This is a genomic window from Marivivens aquimaris, from assembly GCF_015220045.1.
Classification (GTDB): domain Bacteria; phylum Pseudomonadota; class Alphaproteobacteria; order Rhodobacterales; family Rhodobacteraceae; genus Marivivens; species Marivivens aquimaris.
This window is the reverse complement of sequence record NZ_JADBGB010000004.1, coordinates 58484-74793: the sequence shown is the minus strand read 5'-3', so window position 1 is coordinate 74793 and position 16310 is coordinate 58484. Positions and strand designations below refer to the sequence as shown.

Genomic DNA, 16310 nt, shown 5'->3' with positions numbered 1-16310 from the left:
GAGGGCATGGCGGATCGGAGGATCAGTCATGGAAACACCAAACCTACCTGCCATTCGTGCGCTTCGTCCCGCTTGGAACAAGGGACGTATCGTCGGTCAAAAGCGCCCCCTGAAGCCGAAACATGTCTGGGCAATCCGAGTTAGGCTTGAGCTCGCCGCGAACCATCGCGACCTCGCACTGTTCAACATGGCTATCGACAGTAAATTGCGTGGTTGCGACCTAGTGAAGATGAAAGTCGTCGACGTCATGGCATCTGGTCAGATCAAAGAAAGGGCATCGGTCTTACAGAGCAAAACACAGAAACCGGTACGCTTTGAGATTTCTGAAGGCACTCGAGCCTCGGTCGAGAAGTGGATGGAAGACGAGTTGATGGTCGGCTCCGAGTACCTATGGCCTGGTCGGTTTCATGAGCGCCTGCACATCTCGACCAGGCAGTACGCAAGGATTGTCCGCGACTGGGTTACGTCGATCGGTCTCGAGGCGAGTGCTTACGGCACCCATTCGATGCGCCGAACCAAGGTCACCCAAATCTACAAGAAGACCGGCAACTTGCGAGCTGTTCAGCTTCTTCTCGGTCACACCAAAATGGACAGCACAGTCCGTTACCTAGGCGTCGAACTCGAGGATGCGCTGGCCATCGCAGAAGCCATTGAAATCTAGGGAATTTGGGTCGCCTTCACTGGCGGCCCTTACCGGACGGTCAGTTCACTGTTGGGATGCTGCAGTCGCAGCCTGCATAGCTGCCATTCGTTTGCGTCGGGTTTTTGCCATCGACTATTCGAAGGCTGATCGACCGTTCAACGCTGCAAGGGGCGTTCAATCCTTTGCGGTACTTGATGCCAGCTTCCTTGTGCTTTGCCGAGCCACGACTTTGTAGCCGGTATCAACCGCTTCAGCCGGCCGCGCACCGTCTTCCAGTCGTGCGAGGATATATCGGATTGCATCCCGGCCGATGTCGTATCGCGGCGTATGAACACTGGTGATCGGCGGCTCTGCCGCGGCCATCATCTCCAGATCGTTGAAACCACAGATGCCCAACTGGTCGGGAACCGGGATCTGCTGCCGCAGGGCCTCAAAAAGCACCCCGAGCGCTAGGTCGTCGTTATTGCAGAACACGGCATCGACCTCTGGTGCTTGCCTGCGCAAGCGCGAGAAAAGTGCGGCGCCAAGGGCGACGGATGACGCTTCATCGGTTTGGATCACCCGAGCGTCGTCGAAGCTGGCAGCGGCCAGGGCCGTTTTGCGGAAGCCGGAAAACCTGCTGCGCGTGCGCGGGTCCATCCTTGCGCCGATAAACCCCAGTTTCCGATAGCCCTGATCCAAAAGGTGCCTTGTGGCTGCGGCTGCGGCATCGAAGTGGGAAAAGCCTATGCTGTGATCAATCGGGTCTGGTCCGCATTCCATGATCTGCACCAGGGGGCAATCGATAGATTTCAGAATCTCCCGTGCTGCCTCGGTTTGATCAAAGCCGGCGACGATCATGCCTGCCGGGCTTTGGCTCTGGAACAGGCGCAGCAATCCCTCTTCGATTTTCGCCGAATAGCGAGAGTTGACCACCTGCACCTGAAAACTCGACTGTTCGATTTCTGCATAGATTCCGCGCAGGACGTCCGCAAAGACATTATTCGTGACCGACGGGATAACCACGCCGATAACGTTTGACCGTCCTGTGGCAAGAAATTGGGCGGCGGTATTTGGCACGTAACCGAGTATGCGGACAGCACGCTGTACGCGGTCCCTGATCTTTTCAGACACCATCTCGGGCTTGCGCAGACTGCGCGAGACAGTGATCGGGCTGACACCCGCAGCACGGCTAACATCATCGAGCGTCACGCGTTTTTTCATATCTCTACCCTGCGCATGGTCAGATTATCTCGCATGATTGACAGCGCTGTCAATCAATGATAGGGCTGTCATCGGGAGATAGGGAGGAGATTCGTCGATGCGGCATGTTCTTGTCATGGGGGTCTGTGGGTGCGGGAAATCCAGCACTGGTCGCGCTATTGCACAAGAACTCGGCGCAGCTTTTGTCGAAGGCGATGATTTTCACAGCGCCGAAAACCTCTCGGCGATGCAACGCGGCCAGCCGCTGACTGATGCTTTGCGGCAGGGCTGGCTCGACGATATCGCGGCACATGTCAGCGATGTTCAAGGGCGCTGCGTCATCGCCTGTTCGGCACTCAAGCAATCATACCGCGATCGGCTGTCTGCGCAGATTGGCGCGCCGATCATCATCCACCTTTTTGGGGCCCATGGCCTCTTGTCAGAACGCATGGCAGCCCGGCGCGATCATTTCATGCCTGTCAGCCTGCTGGAAAGTCAGTTCGCCGATCTGGAACCACCTAGCAGCCCTGACGTCATCGCGATTGACGTCGCGCTCTCGCAGGATGCGGTTGTGAACCGCGCCCTGTCTCACATCACCAGTCGGGCCGGAAGCCTGACACCCTGATCATCACGACTTGGAAACCTTGGGAGGAACCATGAAAAACCTTATCACAACACTCATCTTTGCGGGCACACTTGCTGGCGCAGCTTCTGCGCAGGAATACAGCTTCCGCTTTCAGTCTTCGGACCCAGCGGGTAACCCGAACTTCCTGCTGCAACAGCAGTGGACCGAAATGGTCGCAGACAAGACCGGCGGCGCAGTCGCGATCGAGCTTCTGCCGGTCGAATCCATCGTTGCTCACAACGAAACCCAGGACGCGATTGCCGCTGGTATCCTCGACGGCCACATCACAGACACCTCTTATTTCTCTGGCAAGGACCCGGCATTCGGCCTGATCGCCAACCCGGTCGGCGCATGGTCGGCACCGGAAGAGATGTTCGCATTTATGAACGACGGTGGCGGCAGTGAATTGATGAATGAGCTGCTGAACCCCTACGGCCTTCAGTTCATCGGTGCGACAACCCCCGGGCTTGAGGCGTTTGTGTCTGCCGTGCCGCTTAATGGTGTTGACGACTTGCAGGGCCTAAAGATGCGTGCGCCAGAGGGTCTTGTACAGCAGGTCTTTGCTGCTGCCGGTGCTGCACCGGTCAACCTTCCGGGGTCAGAGGTCTTTACCTCGCTCGACAAGAAGGTGATCGAGGCGGCGGACTATACCGTCTTCTCGACCAACCACGCACAGGGCATGCATGACGTGGCACCGCATCCTGTCTATCCTGGCTTCCATTCGATGCCACTGGTCGAGATTTCGATGAACAAGGCAACATGGGACGGCCTGCCAGCTGACATCCAGTCCGCACTCGCGGAATCGGTGACCGAATTTGCAACGATGCAGGTCGCGGCGCTGCGCGAGGCCGATATGGCGGCGGTAGCAGAGGCGCAGGCCTCTGGCGATATCACCGTGCATGACTGGTCTGCAGAAGAGCGTGCGAAATTCCGCACCATTGCCACTGGCGAGTGGGAGAAAGTTGCGGCACGGTCCGAGAACGCGCAGCGGGTGTATGACACGCTGACGACCTATCTCGCGGATGCAGGACTGCTGAACTGAGACAATCGCGACCTTCGCGATGAAACCACGGGGCGGCGACATACGCCGCCCCCCATTTGACCACCGGCCGGGGAGGCTGCCATGGAAAATCCACACGAAAGCAAGGCCGATCCGGGCGCTATTCCGCAAGCCGGTTGGTTGGGTGGGCTGATCGACCGATTGGGCGTTGTCTTTGCCCTTGGCATCGTCGCCGCCATGCTGATCCTGATCCAAGAAGTCTTTCTGCGTTATGTGCTGAATGCGCCGACGATCTGGGCACATGAAACGACGATCTTCCTATCTGGTGTCGCCTTTATCTATGGCGGGCTCTATTGCACCGCCCGGGACCGTCACATCCGTGTTGTCCTGATCTATGATATGCTTGGGCCGCGCCTGCGGCGGGCCTTTGATGTCGTCATCTCCATTGTGAGTGCTGGCGCATCTACCATGTTTGCATGGGCCGCGTGGCAGATGGTGCTCCGCTCTGCTTTTACGCCTGACGGCAGCTTCCGGCTGGAACGTTCCGGCAGCGCCTGGGACCCGGTGTTTCCCGGTTTGTCCAAGGTATTCCTATTCATCGTTCTGGTTCTCATGGCCCTTCAGTTCCTGATCCTGGCCTACAATTATGCACGAGGTCGCAAATGATGGAGCTGTTCGGAAGTCTTCAGGGACTCGGGATCGAGGGCGCGACACTTCTGATGTTCGCGATGCTTTTGGGCTTGCTGATCACAGGCATGCCACTGGCCTTTGTCACGCTGCTCGTAGCGCTGATCTTTGCGCTCGGGTGGACGGGGCCGATGGTGGTGCCGCTGATCACCAGCCGTGTCTATTCATTCGTGGCCAGTTTTGTCTTCGTTTCGGTGCCGATGTTCGTTCTGATGGCGGCAATCCTTGACCGGTCGGGCATCGCGAAAGACCTGTTCGATGCGATGAAGCTTGTCGGAGGACGGTTGCGCGGCGGCGTGGCGATCCAGACGATCATCGTCGCCGTGATCCTTGCCGCCATGTCCGGCATCATTGGCGGAGAAGTCGTTCTACTTGGCCTGATCGCGCTGCCACAGATGCTGCGATTGGGCTATGACCGCAAGCTGGCCATCGGCGTGGTGTGCGCTGGCGGCGCGCTGGGAACCATGGTGCCCCCATCCATCGTGCTGATTATCTATGGTCTGACAGCCAACGTTTCTATCGGTGATCTCTTCACCGCCGCTTTCATTCCTGGGCTGATGCTGGCCGGGTTCTATGTGGCCTATGTGCTGATCCGTGCCTATCTGAACCCCGCCATGGCCCCGATCGCCGAGCCAGATGAGACGACATGGACCGAAAAGATGCGCCTGCTGAAAGGGTTGATCCTGCCTATTTTGGTGGTGATCGCCGTTCTGGGCTCCATCTACGGCGGTATTGCCAGCGTGACCGAAGCCTCCGCCGTCGGTGTGATGGGCGTCATCCTGTCCACCGTTGTGCGGGGAGAATTCACCTTCACACTCCTAAAGGATGCCGCGCTTCAGACGCTCCAGACAGTCGGGATGATCGTCTGGATCGGGATCGGTGCGACGGCCCTTGTCGGGGTCTTCAACTTCATGGGGGGTATCCGCTTCGTGTCCGCCCTGATCACCGGGTTTTCCGAGGAACCCATCGTCATCATCCTTTTCATGATGGCGATCCTCTTTGTGCTCGGCATGTTCCTTGACTGGGTCGGCGTCGCCCTGCTGACCATGCCGATCTTCGTGCCCATCGTCCGCGATCTGGGTTACGATCCGGTCTGGTTCGGGGTGGTCTTCTGCATGAACATGCAGGTCAGCTTTCTTTCGCCACCCTTTGGCCCCGCGGCCTTCTACCTCAAATCCGTGGCCCCGCCCGACATTTCGTTGGGAGAGATCTTCCGAGCGCTTTTGCCATTCATCTGCCTACAGGTGCTGGCGCTCGCCGTCTTGATCGCCTTTCCCGGAATCACCGGCCGATAGAAGTCGCGATTTCAGTGTTGCTTGACTAGATCAACGTGTCCGATTTGCGATGCATCCAGAAAGTCTGGAAAGCGTCTGGACTGTGGGTAAGTCACTCAAGTTCGCGTTGGGGTAGGAAAATCAGAGCTACTGAGGCTTGCATGAGGATCGGTCCAAACCGGCCATTCATGATCCCCTTCAACGCCGCGGTGCAGCTTCACCAGACCGGACATTCGCGCATTGTGCAGCATTTTCAAAGGTTGAAGGTCTCGTGCGCAGGACTTTGCCGACGTTTGGCTATACTATGTGATAGTCTGCTTTACCTTTTCAGTGCTCGCGCTCGCAAAGGCCATGTTCCGACAAAGAGGCCAGAACATAGCAGTCTTCGGTCACTCCGCCGCCATCGCAGCCCTTGGAAATACGCACCAGTTCTTTTTCGAGCGCCCGCAGACGTTTGATCTTTGCGCGCACATCGGCGAGCTGAGCCGTTGCAATATCATTGGCCTCTGCACACGACCGGTCCGGGTGGCCCTGTAGCTCGATCAAGGCAGCAATAGCTTCAATCGAGAAGCCAAGGTCGCGGGCGTGCTTGATGAAGCTCAGGCGCTCCAGCCCCGCCACATCATACCGACGCTGATTGCCTTCCGTCCGTTCCGGTGCGTCGAGAAGCCCAGACTCTTCGTAATAACGGATCGTTGGAACCTTGACGTTCGTGCGCCGCGATAGCTCGCCAATGGAAAACATGAAAATACCTCTTGAACCTCTAGTCACTAGAGATCGTATATCAGTTGGGACGCTGAAACCAGAGTGAACCATGTCCCAGAAATACCTCGCCGAAACCCCCATACTCGATTTTCGATCCGATGCGATCCAGGCATTGATCGCCGAGCGCGGGTGGTCTTCTCTTGACCCCACCGCACGCATCGGCACGGCCTATGATTTCGTCCGGAACGAAATCCTGTTCGGATACAACAGCGACGATGCGCTGCCTGCCTCCCGAGTGCTGGCGGACGGCTATGGGCAGTGCAACACCAAGGGCACGCTCCTGATGGCGCTGCTCAGGGCGTTGGACATCCCCTGCCGGTTTCATGGTTTCACCATCGACAAGGGCTTGCAGCGTGGCGTTGTGCCAGAGTTGGTTTTCCCGCTGGCACCCCGAAGCATCATCCATTCCTGGGTGGAAGTTCTGATCGACGGCAAGTGGATCAATCTCGAAGGGTTTATCCTCGATCAAGGCGTTCTGGGAGCGCTTCAGCAGGCCTTCCCGGATCGCACGTCGCTCTGTGCCTATGGTGCAGGGACAAATTGTCTTCAGGCCCCGCCCGTCGATTGGTCTGGCCAAAGCACGTATATCCAGAAGACCGGGATCAACCACGACTTCGGTGTCTTTGACAGTCCAGATGATTTCTACAAGGACCACCGCCAGCTGTCCGGTTTGCGCGGGTTGCTGTACCGTCTTGTCATAAGGCACTGGATGAACCGGCGCGTGGCGCGGATCAGGCAAGGCCATGTGCCAATCATCCCCGGCGGAGCAGAGAACCTTCTTCCCAAACAGGCACCAATCTTTCTGAAGGAGGCCGTGTGATGTCAGGGTGTTGTGGACACGACGCCAAGTTTGACGGCGTGTCAGATGATTACAAGCGACGACTCTGGATCGTCATTGCGCTGAACGCGACAATGTTCGCGGTCGAAATGACTGCGGGTCACTTGGCGAAGTCTCAGGCATTGCAAGCTGATGCCCTCGACTTCGCGGGTGATGCGATGACCTACGGCATTTCTCTGGCCGTCATTGGTGCCTCACTTCGCGCCCGCACAAATGCCGCGCTGTTCAAGGGTCTCAGCCTCTTGTTGATGGGGCTTTGGGTCTTCGGATCGACCGTCTACCGCGTCTTTTATGTCGGTGTACCCACTGCCGAAATCATGGGCGCTGTTGGCTTTTTGGCATTGCTCATCAACCTTGCCAGCGTGGTCTTGCTGGTGCGCTACAAGGATGGTGATGCCAACGTGCGTTCAGTCTGGCTATGCTCGCGCAACGACGCCATCGGCAACGTTGCCGTCATGTTCGCTGCTTTGGGCGTCTGGGGAACGGCAACCGGCTGGCCGGACCTGATCGTTGCAACGATCATGGCGGGACTGTTCCTGTCGTCGGCCTTCCAGATTGTCCGGCAAGCTCTGGCAGAGCGGGCGGAAATTATCGACCACGAGCACGCGGAGGCATGATGCAGAACTTTCTCGTCATTCTGGGTCTTGGAATTGCCGCTACGACTCTGGCGGCAATCCTCTGGTCGATTGCCTTTCCTGTCAGGCGGATATGGCCGCCAAAACACTATACGACACTCACGCCCATCCTTGTTTGGATTCCGACTTTCATGCTCTTCGGGATTATCATTCTGCTTGGTGTCTGGGGTTGGGCTGATCTAGTAATCCCAAGTTGGGCACGGTTTGGCGTCGGCCTGCCTCTCATCCTAATTGGCAACACCGTCGTGTGGATGGAAGTCTCACATTTTGGCGTGCCGCAGACCGGGGGAGCCAAGGGCAACCTTCGCACCGAGGGCATGTACCGCTACTCTCGCAACCCGCAGTATCTGGCTGACATCGGCATCGTAAGTGGCTGGATGATCTTATCAGCATCGCCTTGGGCTATGGTGGTCGGGCTGGCTGGAATAGCGGTGCTTGTTGCCGCTCCATTTTCCGAGGAGCCTTGGCTCAAAGACCAATACGGCACAGCGTTCGAAGACTACTCAAAGCGCGTGCGGCGTTTCCTTTGAGATGGGGCCAAAATCTGCAAAGCTGACGCTCGTGCATTATGCAGCATCGGTCAAAGTGGGCTCAGAGTCCGCATTCGCCGCGCGCGGCCCCAATGTCCGTTATGTCGGCGGACCTTATCCAACAAAGATGAACTGGCGATTGCCTTGGAGGCCTATCCGCCGCCGCCTCGTCCGATCCGCGTGAGCGCGTCGAAGTCGATTTCCTGCTTCTGTTCTTCAGACAGATCCGGCTGGGTTTCCAATACCGGCTGGGGCCCGTGGACGTCCCACATCACCGCGTGCACGCCTGTCGTCCAGCGATACACCCAACCAACCACGCTGCACCCGTCGGTCCCGATCAGATTGGCGATCGCGACGCCTTCTCCTCTATCATCGTTCACTGTTTACTGACTTCCTGCACTGAGGCTCTGATTTTGCAGCGTGACGAGGTACGGCGCTCGTCTGCACCACATGCCGCGCTTGGGGATGTTGGCTAATTGCTCTTTGTTGAGGAACTCATTTCACATGGGGACGCACAAAGCGGAGCGTCCCAAAATTACATGCGTCTCAAATCTTGTGGTCGGGCTCCGTGGCGGCTTCGACGATCGACAGAACATCATTTTTGTCAAAGCCGATGACCCTCGCCAGAACTGTAAATTCCACGACGTCGATACGACGCTCCCCGCTTTCGAGACGTGCCACAAACGACTGGTGGCGTTTGAGCTTCGCCGCCAATTGCTGCTGGCTGAGACCCGCATTCTGACGTGCATCAACCAACGCACGGACGAGCGCCAACTGGCCATTTGTTCTGATTGTTTTCGCCACGCGTCACATACCTTTTGTGACGTCGCTAGCGGATGAAATCTGTTATCTAAAAAGTAGATATATGAGGGTGTTATCGGCGTCTGGTTTCCATGGGCTGCAAGTCTGATGCTCCCGAGGTTGCCCATCAATCCCCTACCAATTGCAGGAACCGGCCATAGTCCTCGCTGACTTCGCGCGCTTCTTCGAAAGCGCGGGCGCGTTCGCTGTCGAGGCAACGGAAGTAGCTCTGGATATCCTGGATGTAATTTTCGAAATCGCCGCGGATGATAGCCGCATAGTCCCGCGCGGCCTGCGAATCACTTGGCAGGAAGGGGCGGGGCGGGGCGAAGCAGGATTCCGCCAAAACCGGCCCGGGAACGCAGATCAGAAGGGCCAGAGCTTGCAATGGGAGCAGGCATATCAACCTCGGGTTTCTCAAACCTGTTATCTCCTTGATCGCGGACACTGGCCGAGACTAGTGTTTGCGTGACCAAACTACAGCCAAAGCATGATATTACATCTTGCGGTTGATAATATACTATCGTAACTCTGGGCTTCAAGTGGGAATGCCTAGGGTCGCGCCATTGGAGAAAGCGTGAGCCGGGCCATGAACTGGGACATCGAAGCACCAAATGTGGTTACGGAAGCACGTTTCCGCGAACTCGTGGAAAGCGGCTATAGCGCTGAAATCCTGTGCCAAGCGTCGGCACACAAGAAAGGCCCCAGCTATTACGGGGTCTGGATCATGCGCGTTGTCTCTGATGATGGCGTGGAAAAGCTCCTCGTCACCGCCCGTACGCGGACGACCTACAACGATATCAAGATCCGCGAGTTCAAGACGATCTCCGGCGTGGTGTCATTCTTCATTGGCCTTGGCTTTGCGCATGTCGACCTGCCGCTTGAGGCGGGGACAAGCCGTACGCACAAATTCGCCCCGCCAGACAAAGTCCCATCAGACAAGGGCGCTGACACCTAGCCTCGTCTGTCTCTGGCTGGTCGCAGCACCTGCCTCCGCACAGATGGTCCTGGTCATGGAGAGCGACGGCTCCTTGATCCCGTCCCGCTCCCAAAGCAGCTTTGCCCGAAACTACAATGACGGGATTGGTCAGGGTTCGGCCTCCGATGGGATCGCGATCTTCGGCGAGGTAGAGGCCGAGCAAGAGGGCGTCCAAGTCGCGGCCCTTGCCCGCCCAACTCCCCTGCCCCGCGCCGATGTCCTCTCCGGGATTCAGACCACGGCCTTGCGCTATGCCGGCCATCCCGGCCTGCGTCGCGCGGGGCTTTCCGTGACGGATTGGCTGGCTCTCTTTCGGGCCAATATCGAGGTTGAGAGCGCCTACCGGCAGGATGCGATTTCAAATGCAGGTGCTATTGGCCTTGGTCAATTGATGCCTGCGACGGCGCGTGATCTGGGCGTCGACCCGCGTGATCCGCTGCAGAACCTCGACGGCTCCGCCCGCTACCTCGCGATGATGCTGGAGATGTTCGGCGATCCGCACCTGGCGCTGGCTGCCTACAACGCCGGACCCGATGCGGTCCGCCAGTATGGCGGCGTCCCCCCCTACCGAGAAACCCAGAACCACGTGGCCCGCGTCATGGCCGTTGTGGCACGATTGGAAGGATCAAATTCATGAAACAGATTTCAAACCTCTTTGTCGCCTCACTGGCGATCTTCCTGCTCATTGCCGAGCCAGCCCTTGCCCAAAGCATCGATCTCTCCCCGATCCAAAGCTTATTGCAGGGCATTGTCGATGCTCTGACTGGCCCGCTCGGAGTCGTGATCGCCACACTCGCAGTCCTTGGCGTTTTCTTGAGCTGGTTCTTCAATATCATCGACCTGCGCCAAGCGCTTTGGGTGCTTGTCGGCATCGCTGGTGTCGCCGCCGCTCCCACCATCGTTGCCGCGGTCTTTGCCGGTGGCTGAGCGCTCGCCTCTCTTTCTCGGCCTCGTGCGCCCGCCCAAGCTTCTGGGCCTGCCCATCATGTATGCGATGGTCTGGCTCTTCGGCTCGGTGCTGCTCTTCGTCTGGCTCCAGCACATTGCGGTGCTGGGCGTGGCCGCCCTGCTCTATCCCGTGCTTTGGAAGGCCGCAGACTGGGACCCGCGCTTCATCGACGTGATGATGACGGCGTTGCAGGAAACGCCTCCCACGCGGAACCGCTCTATCCACGGCGGGGACAGCTATGCGCCATAGTGAAGTACTGGACGACGCCCTCGATCTCCGCACGATGACACCGGACTGGTATGCCCGCGAAACCCGTCTCGCGCATATGCTCCCATATGTCAGCCTGGTCGATGATCGGACCGTGCGGACGCGGGTGAACGAGCTTTTCCAGTGCATCCGCCTCGACGGGGCCAACAGCTACACGACGGACGATGCCTATCTCGACAAAGTGACGGCGCTCTTTGCCCGGATCATCGCGCAATTGGGACCGGAGTTCAGCTACTATGTCCACAAGGTATCCAAGGCCATCGCACCGGAGCTGGAGCCGGTGTGCGAGGGCAGCTTCGCAGGCGAGGTGGACCGGCTTTGGCGCAAGAAGCTTGAGACGAGCGGGCTGCGGGACAAGACGCTTACCCTAACGGTGATCCACCGCCCTCCCCCGAAGAGTTTCCTGCCGTTCCTCAACCGCAGCGCGCCGGATCGCTTCAAGGAAGAAACCCAGAAACGCCTGCGCCGCCTGGGCGAGGCCGTGAATGTCTTCCTCTCGGGCCTGACGGAGCTGAACCCGCATGTCCTTTCCGCGAAGAGCGGCGAGCTCATTGGGTTTCTCGGGGCGCTCAACACGGGGACAGAACTGCCGCTCTACCCCGCCAATACCTACGGCTTCCTGTCCTTCAACGTCGCTAACACCCGCGTGACCTTCCTCGAGGATCATTTTGAGCTTTCAGAAGGCGTCGTGGGGCATCGCTACGGCAAGAGCTTCACCATCGGGGAATATTCCGAAGCCACCTCCTGCACCATGTTCGACATGCTGAACCTGCCGGTCGACATGATCGTCACGCATTCCTTCACACCGATCAATTCGAACCTCATGGCGGGCCGCATCAAGCGGCAAAAGCGCCAGATGCAGGCTTCGCAGGACGCGGCCCTGTCGCTCATGGAAGCGCTCGACATTGCTGCCGATGATCTCGAGGCCAAGCGCCAGAGCTTTGGCGAGCACCACATGGTCGTGACGATCTTCTGCGACACGCTGGACGAGTTGCAGACTCTGAGCGCCGAGATCGTGAACGCCGCCGCCGCCGAGGGCGTGAAGATGATCGGCGAGCGCGTCGCGGCCAAAGCGCATTACCTCAGCCAGCATCCCGGCAACCAGCCCAAGCGCGTCCGCGCCAGCGCCGTCACCAACCGCAACTTCGCGGATTTTGCGGCCTTCCACCGGACACAGCTCGGCAAACCTGCAGCACTTACCCCCTGGGGCCGGGTCGTCACATATTTTCCCACGCCGGAGCAGAGCGCCTACCGGTTTTCCTATCACGAGCAGGGCGCGCCCGACAAAGAACCGACCAGCGGGCATACCCTGATCATGGGACGGCCCGGGTCGGGCAAATCGGTGCTCTCGGCCTTCCTGATGACCCAGGTCCGTCGCGCAGGGGCGCGGATCTTCGTCTTCGATTACCGTCTTGGCATGGAGATGGCGGTCCGCGCCAATGGCGGGCGCTACGCGTCTCTGAACGCCGGTCAGCCCACAGGCCTCAACCCGCTCTGGACAGAGACCGATGCGCGCGGCACCGCCTGGCTCTCGGACTGGCTCACAACACTGCTTTACCGCGCCGACAAGCCCCTGACCCCGGCACAGACCAACCGCATCCAGGAAGTTGTGCGCCAGAACGCGCAGGCGACGAACCCGGCCCTGCGCAACTGGCGGGATTTTGCATCGCTTTTTGTGTCCACTGATGATGGCGGCGATCTGCATCAGCGCCTGATCGAGTGGACCGAAGAGGGCCGCTACGGCTGGATCTTCGGGCCGACTCTGGAAGACACCTTCTCACTCGAGGGGGATGTGGTCGGCTTCGATCTCACCGGCATTCTCGACAGCGAGGCCGAGAAGGAGCGGATGGCGGTCCTCTCCTATCTCTTCCGCCGGGTCGAGCGCGAGATCGAGGACCGCCGCCCCACCATCATCGTGATCGACGAGGCCTGGAAGGCGCTCGACAACGCGTATTTCGCCGAGCGGCTGTCGAACTGGCTTGTGACCGCGCGCAAGCAGAACACCGTCGCGGTGATGATGACGCAATACGCCAGCCAGCTCGAGCGCACCCGGACCGGCAAGACCATCGTCGAGGCCGTGCCGACGCAAATCCTGCTTCCGAACATCCGCGCCCATGCGGCCGACTACGCGATGCTGAACCTCTATGAGAAGGAACTCGATGTGCTTCTCAACACCGGCAGCGACAGCCGCTTGGCCCTCATCCGCGACGACCAGGGCTCGATCGTCATTGATGCCGATCTAAGCGCCCTCGGGCCCAATCTCACCATCCTCGGCGGCATGGAAAAAGGCGAGGCGCTCGTGGGCGCCGATTACCGCGACCGCCAAGACTTTTGGAGGCTTTCATGATTCGTATTCTTCTAGCTGTGACGTCGCTCGGCGCGCTGGCCTCCTGCGCCCAGTACCAGGAGCCGCACGCCAATTGCTTCACCTTCCTGGCCTCGACGGCCCCCGTCGCGCCAGATTGCACCTTCAAGCCCCTCGGCGCGCCGGAGGGCGACATTGAAGTCTAGCCTGCCTCATATCGTGGCGCTTTGCCTGCTGCCCGGTCTGGCCTCGTCTCAAGGCGTGCCGACCAATGACAGTGGGCTGACCGCGCGTGATATCGTCGAAACAGGCGATCGCGAGACCGACCTTGCGATCCAGGCGGACAAGCTTTCGGTGCGCGAACTCATTGCCGAGATCGAACGCGAGCAATTGGCCACACTCCAGCGCATCCTCGATGCCCAGACAAGCTTCGGCGGTCAGGGACTGCCGGTGATGGTCTCGGGCTTGGAAAGCGGCAGTGGCGATCCAGCCCGCTCTGTCGAGGCGGTCTATGGCACGGGTGACATTGATCCCAATCCCGGCGGTGCGCAGATGTTCGGGGATGCGGCGGAAAACATCGAGCAGCTCATTATCCGCGTGGCTCAGGAGACCAGCGGCTTTGCCGGCGTTGGCCGCGCGGGCCTCTCCCCGGTCCAATGGCGCGCACTCCTACAGGCGCTGATCTGGCAGGAAAGCCGTTTCACCATCGGTGCACGCTCTCCCGTCGGCGCCTTTGGCCTCACCCAGATCATGCCCGGTACCGCCAGCGATCTGGGCATCAATCCGGAATACTATGACAGCCCCTACCTGCAGGTGCATGGCGGTGCACGCTATCTCGCGACACAGCTCAACACCTTCGACGGCAATATCATCAATGCGCTCGCGGCCTATAACGCGGGACCCGGCCGGGTTTTCGAGTATGGCGGCGTGCCACCCTTTCGCGAGACCCAGCACTACGTCCAGGTGATCCCCGAACGCTATAACCTCTATTTGACCCGTATCGGCGGGATCGAAGCGCTTGGCACGATCGACCCCGCGCTTCTGGCCAATGCCAACCTCTCGCTCACTGGGCACGGCGCGGCCTTCTATGGCAACAACTCACCCGCCGCGATCAGGCAAGCCGCCCTACGTATTGCGGATATCGTCGAACGGATTTCCGAGACCGAGGATGTGCAGGAGAGCGTTGCGCTCAACACCTATGCCCGCGCCGAACTCGTGCGACTCGTCGCGGCCCGCATCCGGCTACAGGCGGCGCGCACCCGCGTTCTCTCCGCCGAAGAGCTGGCCCAGGCCAGCGCCCGCATGGCCGAGGGCGCGTTCATGGAATTCACGATCAGGGAGATAGACTGATGAGAGACTTACTCGTGAGGACGGCCTTGGCCACGACGCTTGGGATCGGTTTGCATGTCGGCACACTGTCCCCTGCCCTTGCGCAAGGTGTGCCCGTCGTCGACACCCAGAACATCGCGCAAAATATCCAGCAGCTGCGGCAGATGATCGAAGACGAGATCCTGCAAAACGAGCAGCTGACGCAGCTCCGCGAACAGCTTGCGACACTCACGGAACAACTTGGCGAATTGCAAAGAACCTATGAAGCCCTCACCCGCCTTGCCGAACTGCCGGAAATCATCCGCACCGAGATGGAAGACGAGTTGAACGGCCTGCTCGATCAGGAATTCGGCGATATCCTCGCCACCATCGAAGCCATCAAGACGGGGGATTTCTCCGGCCTGTCGGGCTCCGGTGCGGGCGAGATCGAAACCCAGATGGACCGGGTCCTGGCCGATCTCGGATTTGACGATGACACGCTCTCGGAAATGGCCACCAGCGGCAATCCCGGGGCCAATCGCGTGGCCACGCAAGCCACGACCGGCGCGCTGGTCTCTGCTGCCGCCCAGAACAGTTATGACGATGCCGGCCAGTCACTGGAACGCGTGGACCGGCTCGTCGGGCTGATCGATGACATGGATGAGCTTAAGGAAAGCATCGATCTCAACACGCGTGTCACGGCGGAACTGGCGATCGCGCTCGTCGCCATGTGGCAGCTCGAAGCGGTGCAAACCGTGGGTGACGGCACGGGCGGCGTGATCGACGCCGCCACTATCGCCGAGGAACAGCGCTTCATGGATTTCACCCTGCCGGACCTGCGGGCTGACTGATCGTGAGGGAATGAGGGGTGGCTACTGAACAGGACATCATCGAAGAAGAGCTGGTCTATGGGGCGCTGCGCCGCGAACGGCTCTGGCAGCGCCTTGGGCTCATCGGGCTCATCTTCGGCATCATCGGATGTCTGAGCGCCGCGGCTGTCGCGATCCTTGATGTCGATCCGCCGCCTGTGGTCGTGCCCTATGATCCCGAGACAGGCTTTGCCCTGCCAGAGGCTTCGGTCGGCGCGACTTCGATCACAGCCAACCAGGCGGTCATCGAGGCGGAGGTCTTCCGCTATGTGACCGACCGAGAGGTCTATAACCAGCTCGACAACGATCTGCGCATCCGCAGCGTCTTGCGCCGCTCGGACGGGGCTGCCGAGAGCGGGCTGCGCCAGATCTGGAACAGCGCCAACGAGAACTACCCGCCGACGATCTATGGCCCTAATGCCCGTCTCGATGTGGAAATCCTCAGCATCAATCGCATCGGAACGAACCGCGCCACGGTCCGCCTGCGCAAACGTCTGACATCCATCAATGGCGTCCAGACCGGGCTCTTCACCGCCACGCTTCTCTTCGAGTTCCGCCCTGAGACTCGCCGCTCCATCGATGAGGTCTGGACCAATCCTTTTGGCTTTACGGTCCTCGAATATTCCATCCGCTCCGACAGATTGGAGAACTGA

The 16310-nt window shown here is 59.4% G+C and carries 22 protein-coding genes; 17 read left to right on the top strand and 5 right to left on the bottom strand.

Annotated features, from left to right (window positions below):
• Positions 1–28 precede the first annotated feature (28 nt).
• Entirely contained in the window at positions 29–661 is a 633-nt protein-coding gene (locus IF204_RS18350; protein ID WP_194098549.1) for a tyrosine-type recombinase/integrase, read from the top strand.
• Positions 662–817: 156 nt separating this feature from the next.
• Here the strand turns inward: IF204_RS18350 and gntR are convergent, their stop codons facing one another.
• The gene (gntR, locus tag IF204_RS18345; RefSeq protein ID WP_194098548.1) at positions 818–1846 is read right to left on the bottom strand and encodes an HTH-type transcriptional regulator GntR; all 1029 of its coding nucleotides are present in this window, start codon (positions 1844–1846) and stop codon (positions 818–820) included.
• Positions 1847–1943: 97 nt separating this feature from the next.
• Here gntR and IF204_RS18340 point away from each other — a divergent pair, with 97 nt between their 5' ends.
• The 4 genes from IF204_RS18340 (at position 1944) to IF204_RS18325 (ending at position 5432) form a co-directional block, all read left to right on the top strand.
• A complete protein-coding gene (locus IF204_RS18340; protein WP_194098547.1) occupies positions 1944–2450 on the top strand; it encodes a gluconokinase in 507 nt (168 codons plus the stop codon).
• A gap of 31 nt (positions 2451–2481) precedes the next feature.
• Positions 2482–3492, top strand: a complete 1011-nt coding sequence (locus IF204_RS18335; protein ID WP_194098546.1) for a TRAP transporter substrate-binding protein — start codon at positions 2482–2484, stop codon at positions 3490–3492.
• Between the two features lie 81 nt (positions 3493–3573).
• Complete coding sequence (locus tag IF204_RS18330; RefSeq protein WP_194098545.1) at positions 3574–4116, top strand: TRAP transporter small permease subunit; 543 nt, start codon at positions 3574–3576, stop codon at positions 4114–4116.
• The gene (locus tag IF204_RS18325) at positions 4116–5432 is read left to right on the top strand and encodes a TRAP transporter large permease (protein ID WP_194098598.1); all 1317 of its coding nucleotides are present in this window, start codon (positions 4116–4118) and stop codon (positions 5430–5432) included. Before IF204_RS18330 ends, IF204_RS18325 begins: the two co-directional genes overlap by 1 nt.
• A gap of 306 nt (positions 5433–5738) precedes the next feature.
• On the opposite strand, the gene IF204_RS18320 is transcribed toward IF204_RS18325, so the two are convergent.
• The gene (locus IF204_RS18320; protein WP_194098544.1) at positions 5739–6155 is read right to left on the bottom strand and encodes a MerR family transcriptional regulator; all 417 of its coding nucleotides are present in this window, start codon (positions 6153–6155) and stop codon (positions 5739–5741) included.
• A gap of 70 nt (positions 6156–6225) precedes the next feature.
• On the opposite strand from IF204_RS18320, the gene IF204_RS18315 reads away from it, so the two are divergent.
• The 3 genes from IF204_RS18315 to IF204_RS18305 are packed head-to-tail and all read left to right on the top strand — an operon-like array spanning position 6226 to position 8179.
• Positions 6226–6996 carry a transglutaminase-like domain-containing protein gene (locus tag IF204_RS18315; protein WP_194098543.1) on the top strand — a complete coding sequence of 257 codons (771 nt, stop codon included), beginning with the start codon at positions 6226–6228 and terminating at the stop codon, positions 6994–6996.
• Positions 6996–7631: a cation transporter gene (locus IF204_RS18310; protein WP_194098542.1), complete on the top strand. Its 636-nt coding sequence runs from the start codon at positions 6996–6998 to the stop codon at positions 7629–7631. Before IF204_RS18315 ends, IF204_RS18310 begins: the two co-directional genes overlap by 1 nt.
• Entirely contained in the window at positions 7631–8179 is a 549-nt protein-coding gene (locus IF204_RS18305) for a methyltransferase family protein (RefSeq protein WP_194098541.1), read from the top strand. Before IF204_RS18310 ends, IF204_RS18305 begins: the two co-directional genes overlap by 1 nt.
• Positions 8180–8331: 152 nt before the next feature.
• Here IF204_RS18305 and IF204_RS18300 read toward each other — a convergent pair whose 3' ends face one another.
• The 3 genes from IF204_RS18300 to IF204_RS18290 form a co-directional block, all read right to left on the bottom strand.
• Positions 8332–8559 carry a hypothetical protein gene (locus IF204_RS18300; protein WP_194098540.1) on the bottom strand — a complete coding sequence of 76 codons (228 nt, stop codon included), beginning with the start codon at positions 8557–8559 and terminating at the stop codon, positions 8332–8334.
• 166 nt (positions 8560–8725) lie between these two features.
• On the bottom strand, positions 8726–8983 hold the full coding sequence (locus tag IF204_RS18295) for a helix-turn-helix domain-containing protein (RefSeq protein ID WP_194098539.1): 258 nt from the start codon (positions 8981–8983) through the stop codon (positions 8726–8728).
• Positions 8984–9107: 124 nt separating this feature from the next.
• On the bottom strand, positions 9108–9359 hold the full coding sequence (locus tag IF204_RS18290) for a hypothetical protein (protein WP_317963157.1): 252 nt from the start codon (positions 9357–9359) through the stop codon (positions 9108–9110).
• Between the two features lie 210 nt (positions 9360–9569).
• On the opposite strand from IF204_RS18290, the gene IF204_RS18285 reads away from it, so the two are divergent.
• The 9 genes from IF204_RS18285 to IF204_RS18245 are packed head-to-tail and all read left to right on the top strand — an operon-like array spanning position 9570 to position 16310.
• Entirely contained in the window at positions 9570–9938 is a 369-nt protein-coding gene (locus IF204_RS18285; RefSeq protein ID WP_028284974.1) for a hypothetical protein, read from the top strand.
• 43 nt (positions 9939–9981) lie between these two features.
• Complete coding sequence (locus tag IF204_RS18280) at positions 9982–10596, top strand: lytic transglycosylase domain-containing protein (protein WP_028284975.1); 615 nt, start codon at positions 9982–9984, stop codon at positions 10594–10596.
• On the top strand, positions 10593–10886 hold the full coding sequence (locus IF204_RS18275) for a TrbC/VirB2 family protein (protein WP_194098538.1): 294 nt from the start codon (positions 10593–10595) through the stop codon (positions 10884–10886). Before IF204_RS18280 ends, IF204_RS18275 begins: the two co-directional genes overlap by 4 nt.
• Positions 10879–11157 (top strand): type IV secretion system protein VirB3, encoded by a 279-nt coding sequence (locus IF204_RS18270; protein WP_194098537.1) that lies wholly within the window; start codon positions 10879–10881, stop codon positions 11155–11157. The genes IF204_RS18275 and IF204_RS18270 overlap by 8 nt, the downstream gene beginning before the upstream one ends.
• The gene (locus IF204_RS18265) at positions 11147–13522 is read left to right on the top strand and encodes a VirB4 family type IV secretion/conjugal transfer ATPase (RefSeq protein WP_194098536.1); all 2376 of its coding nucleotides are present in this window, start codon (positions 11147–11149) and stop codon (positions 13520–13522) included. Before IF204_RS18270 ends, IF204_RS18265 begins: the two co-directional genes overlap by 11 nt.
• Positions 13519–13686, top strand: coding sequence for a hypothetical protein (locus tag IF204_RS18260; protein WP_194098535.1), 168 nt, complete (start codon positions 13519–13521; stop codon positions 13684–13686). The genes IF204_RS18265 and IF204_RS18260 overlap by 4 nt, the downstream gene beginning before the upstream one ends.
• On the top strand, positions 13676–14830 hold the full coding sequence (locus tag IF204_RS18255) for a lytic transglycosylase domain-containing protein (RefSeq protein ID WP_228069643.1): 1155 nt from the start codon (positions 13676–13678) through the stop codon (positions 14828–14830). Before IF204_RS18260 ends, IF204_RS18255 begins: the two co-directional genes overlap by 11 nt.
• A complete protein-coding gene (locus tag IF204_RS18250; RefSeq protein WP_103911545.1) occupies positions 14830–15639 on the top strand; it encodes a type IV secretion system protein in 810 nt (269 codons plus the stop codon). Before IF204_RS18255 ends, IF204_RS18250 begins: the two co-directional genes overlap by 1 nt.
• Before the next feature lie 17 nt (positions 15640–15656).
• A complete protein-coding gene (locus IF204_RS18245) occupies positions 15657–16310 on the top strand; it encodes a virB8 family protein (RefSeq protein WP_103911544.1) in 654 nt (217 codons plus the stop codon).

What these genes read in the sequence shown, in the direction of transcription:
- IF204_RS18350 (WP_194098549.1), top strand. Translation starts at nt 29, where the DNA reads ATGGAAACACCAAACCTACCTGCCATTCGTGCGCTTCGTCCCGCTTGG.
- gntR (WP_194098548.1), bottom strand. Translation starts at nt 1,846, where the DNA reads ATGAAAAAACGCGTGACGCTCGATGATGTTAGCCGTGCTGCGGGTGTC.
- IF204_RS18340 (WP_194098547.1), top strand. Translation starts at nt 1,944, where the DNA reads ATGCGGCATGTTCTTGTCATGGGGGTCTGTGGGTGCGGGAAATCCAGC.
- IF204_RS18335 (WP_194098546.1), top strand. Translation starts at nt 2,482, where the DNA reads ATGAAAAACCTTATCACAACACTCATCTTTGCGGGCACACTTGCTGGC.
- IF204_RS18330 (WP_194098545.1), top strand. Translation starts at nt 3,574, where the DNA reads ATGGAAAATCCACACGAAAGCAAGGCCGATCCGGGCGCTATTCCGCAA.
- IF204_RS18325 (WP_194098598.1), top strand. Translation starts at nt 4,116, where the DNA reads ATGGAGCTGTTCGGAAGTCTTCAGGGACTCGGGATCGAGGGCGCGACA.
- IF204_RS18320 (WP_194098544.1), bottom strand. Translation starts at nt 6,155, where the DNA reads ATGTTTTCCATTGGCGAGCTATCGCGGCGCACGAACGTCAAGGTTCCA.
- IF204_RS18315 (WP_194098543.1), top strand. Translation starts at nt 6,226, where the DNA reads ATGTCCCAGAAATACCTCGCCGAAACCCCCATACTCGATTTTCGATCC.
- IF204_RS18310 (WP_194098542.1), top strand. Translation starts at nt 6,996, where the DNA reads ATGTCAGGGTGTTGTGGACACGACGCCAAGTTTGACGGCGTGTCAGAT.
- IF204_RS18305 (WP_194098541.1), top strand. Translation starts at nt 7,631, where the DNA reads ATGCAGAACTTTCTCGTCATTCTGGGTCTTGGAATTGCCGCTACGACT.
- IF204_RS18285 (WP_028284974.1), top strand. Translation starts at nt 9,570, where the DNA reads ATGAACTGGGACATCGAAGCACCAAATGTGGTTACGGAAGCACGTTTC.
- IF204_RS18280 (WP_028284975.1), top strand. Translation starts at nt 9,982, where the DNA reads ATGGTCCTGGTCATGGAGAGCGACGGCTCCTTGATCCCGTCCCGCTCC.
- IF204_RS18275 (WP_194098538.1), top strand. Translation starts at nt 10,593, where the DNA reads ATGAAACAGATTTCAAACCTCTTTGTCGCCTCACTGGCGATCTTCCTG.
- IF204_RS18265 (WP_194098536.1), top strand. Translation starts at nt 11,147, where the DNA reads ATGCGCCATAGTGAAGTACTGGACGACGCCCTCGATCTCCGCACGATG.
- IF204_RS18260 (WP_194098535.1), top strand. Translation starts at nt 13,519, where the DNA reads ATGATTCGTATTCTTCTAGCTGTGACGTCGCTCGGCGCGCTGGCCTCC.
- IF204_RS18250 (WP_103911545.1), top strand. Translation starts at nt 14,830, where the DNA reads ATGAGAGACTTACTCGTGAGGACGGCCTTGGCCACGACGCTTGGGATC.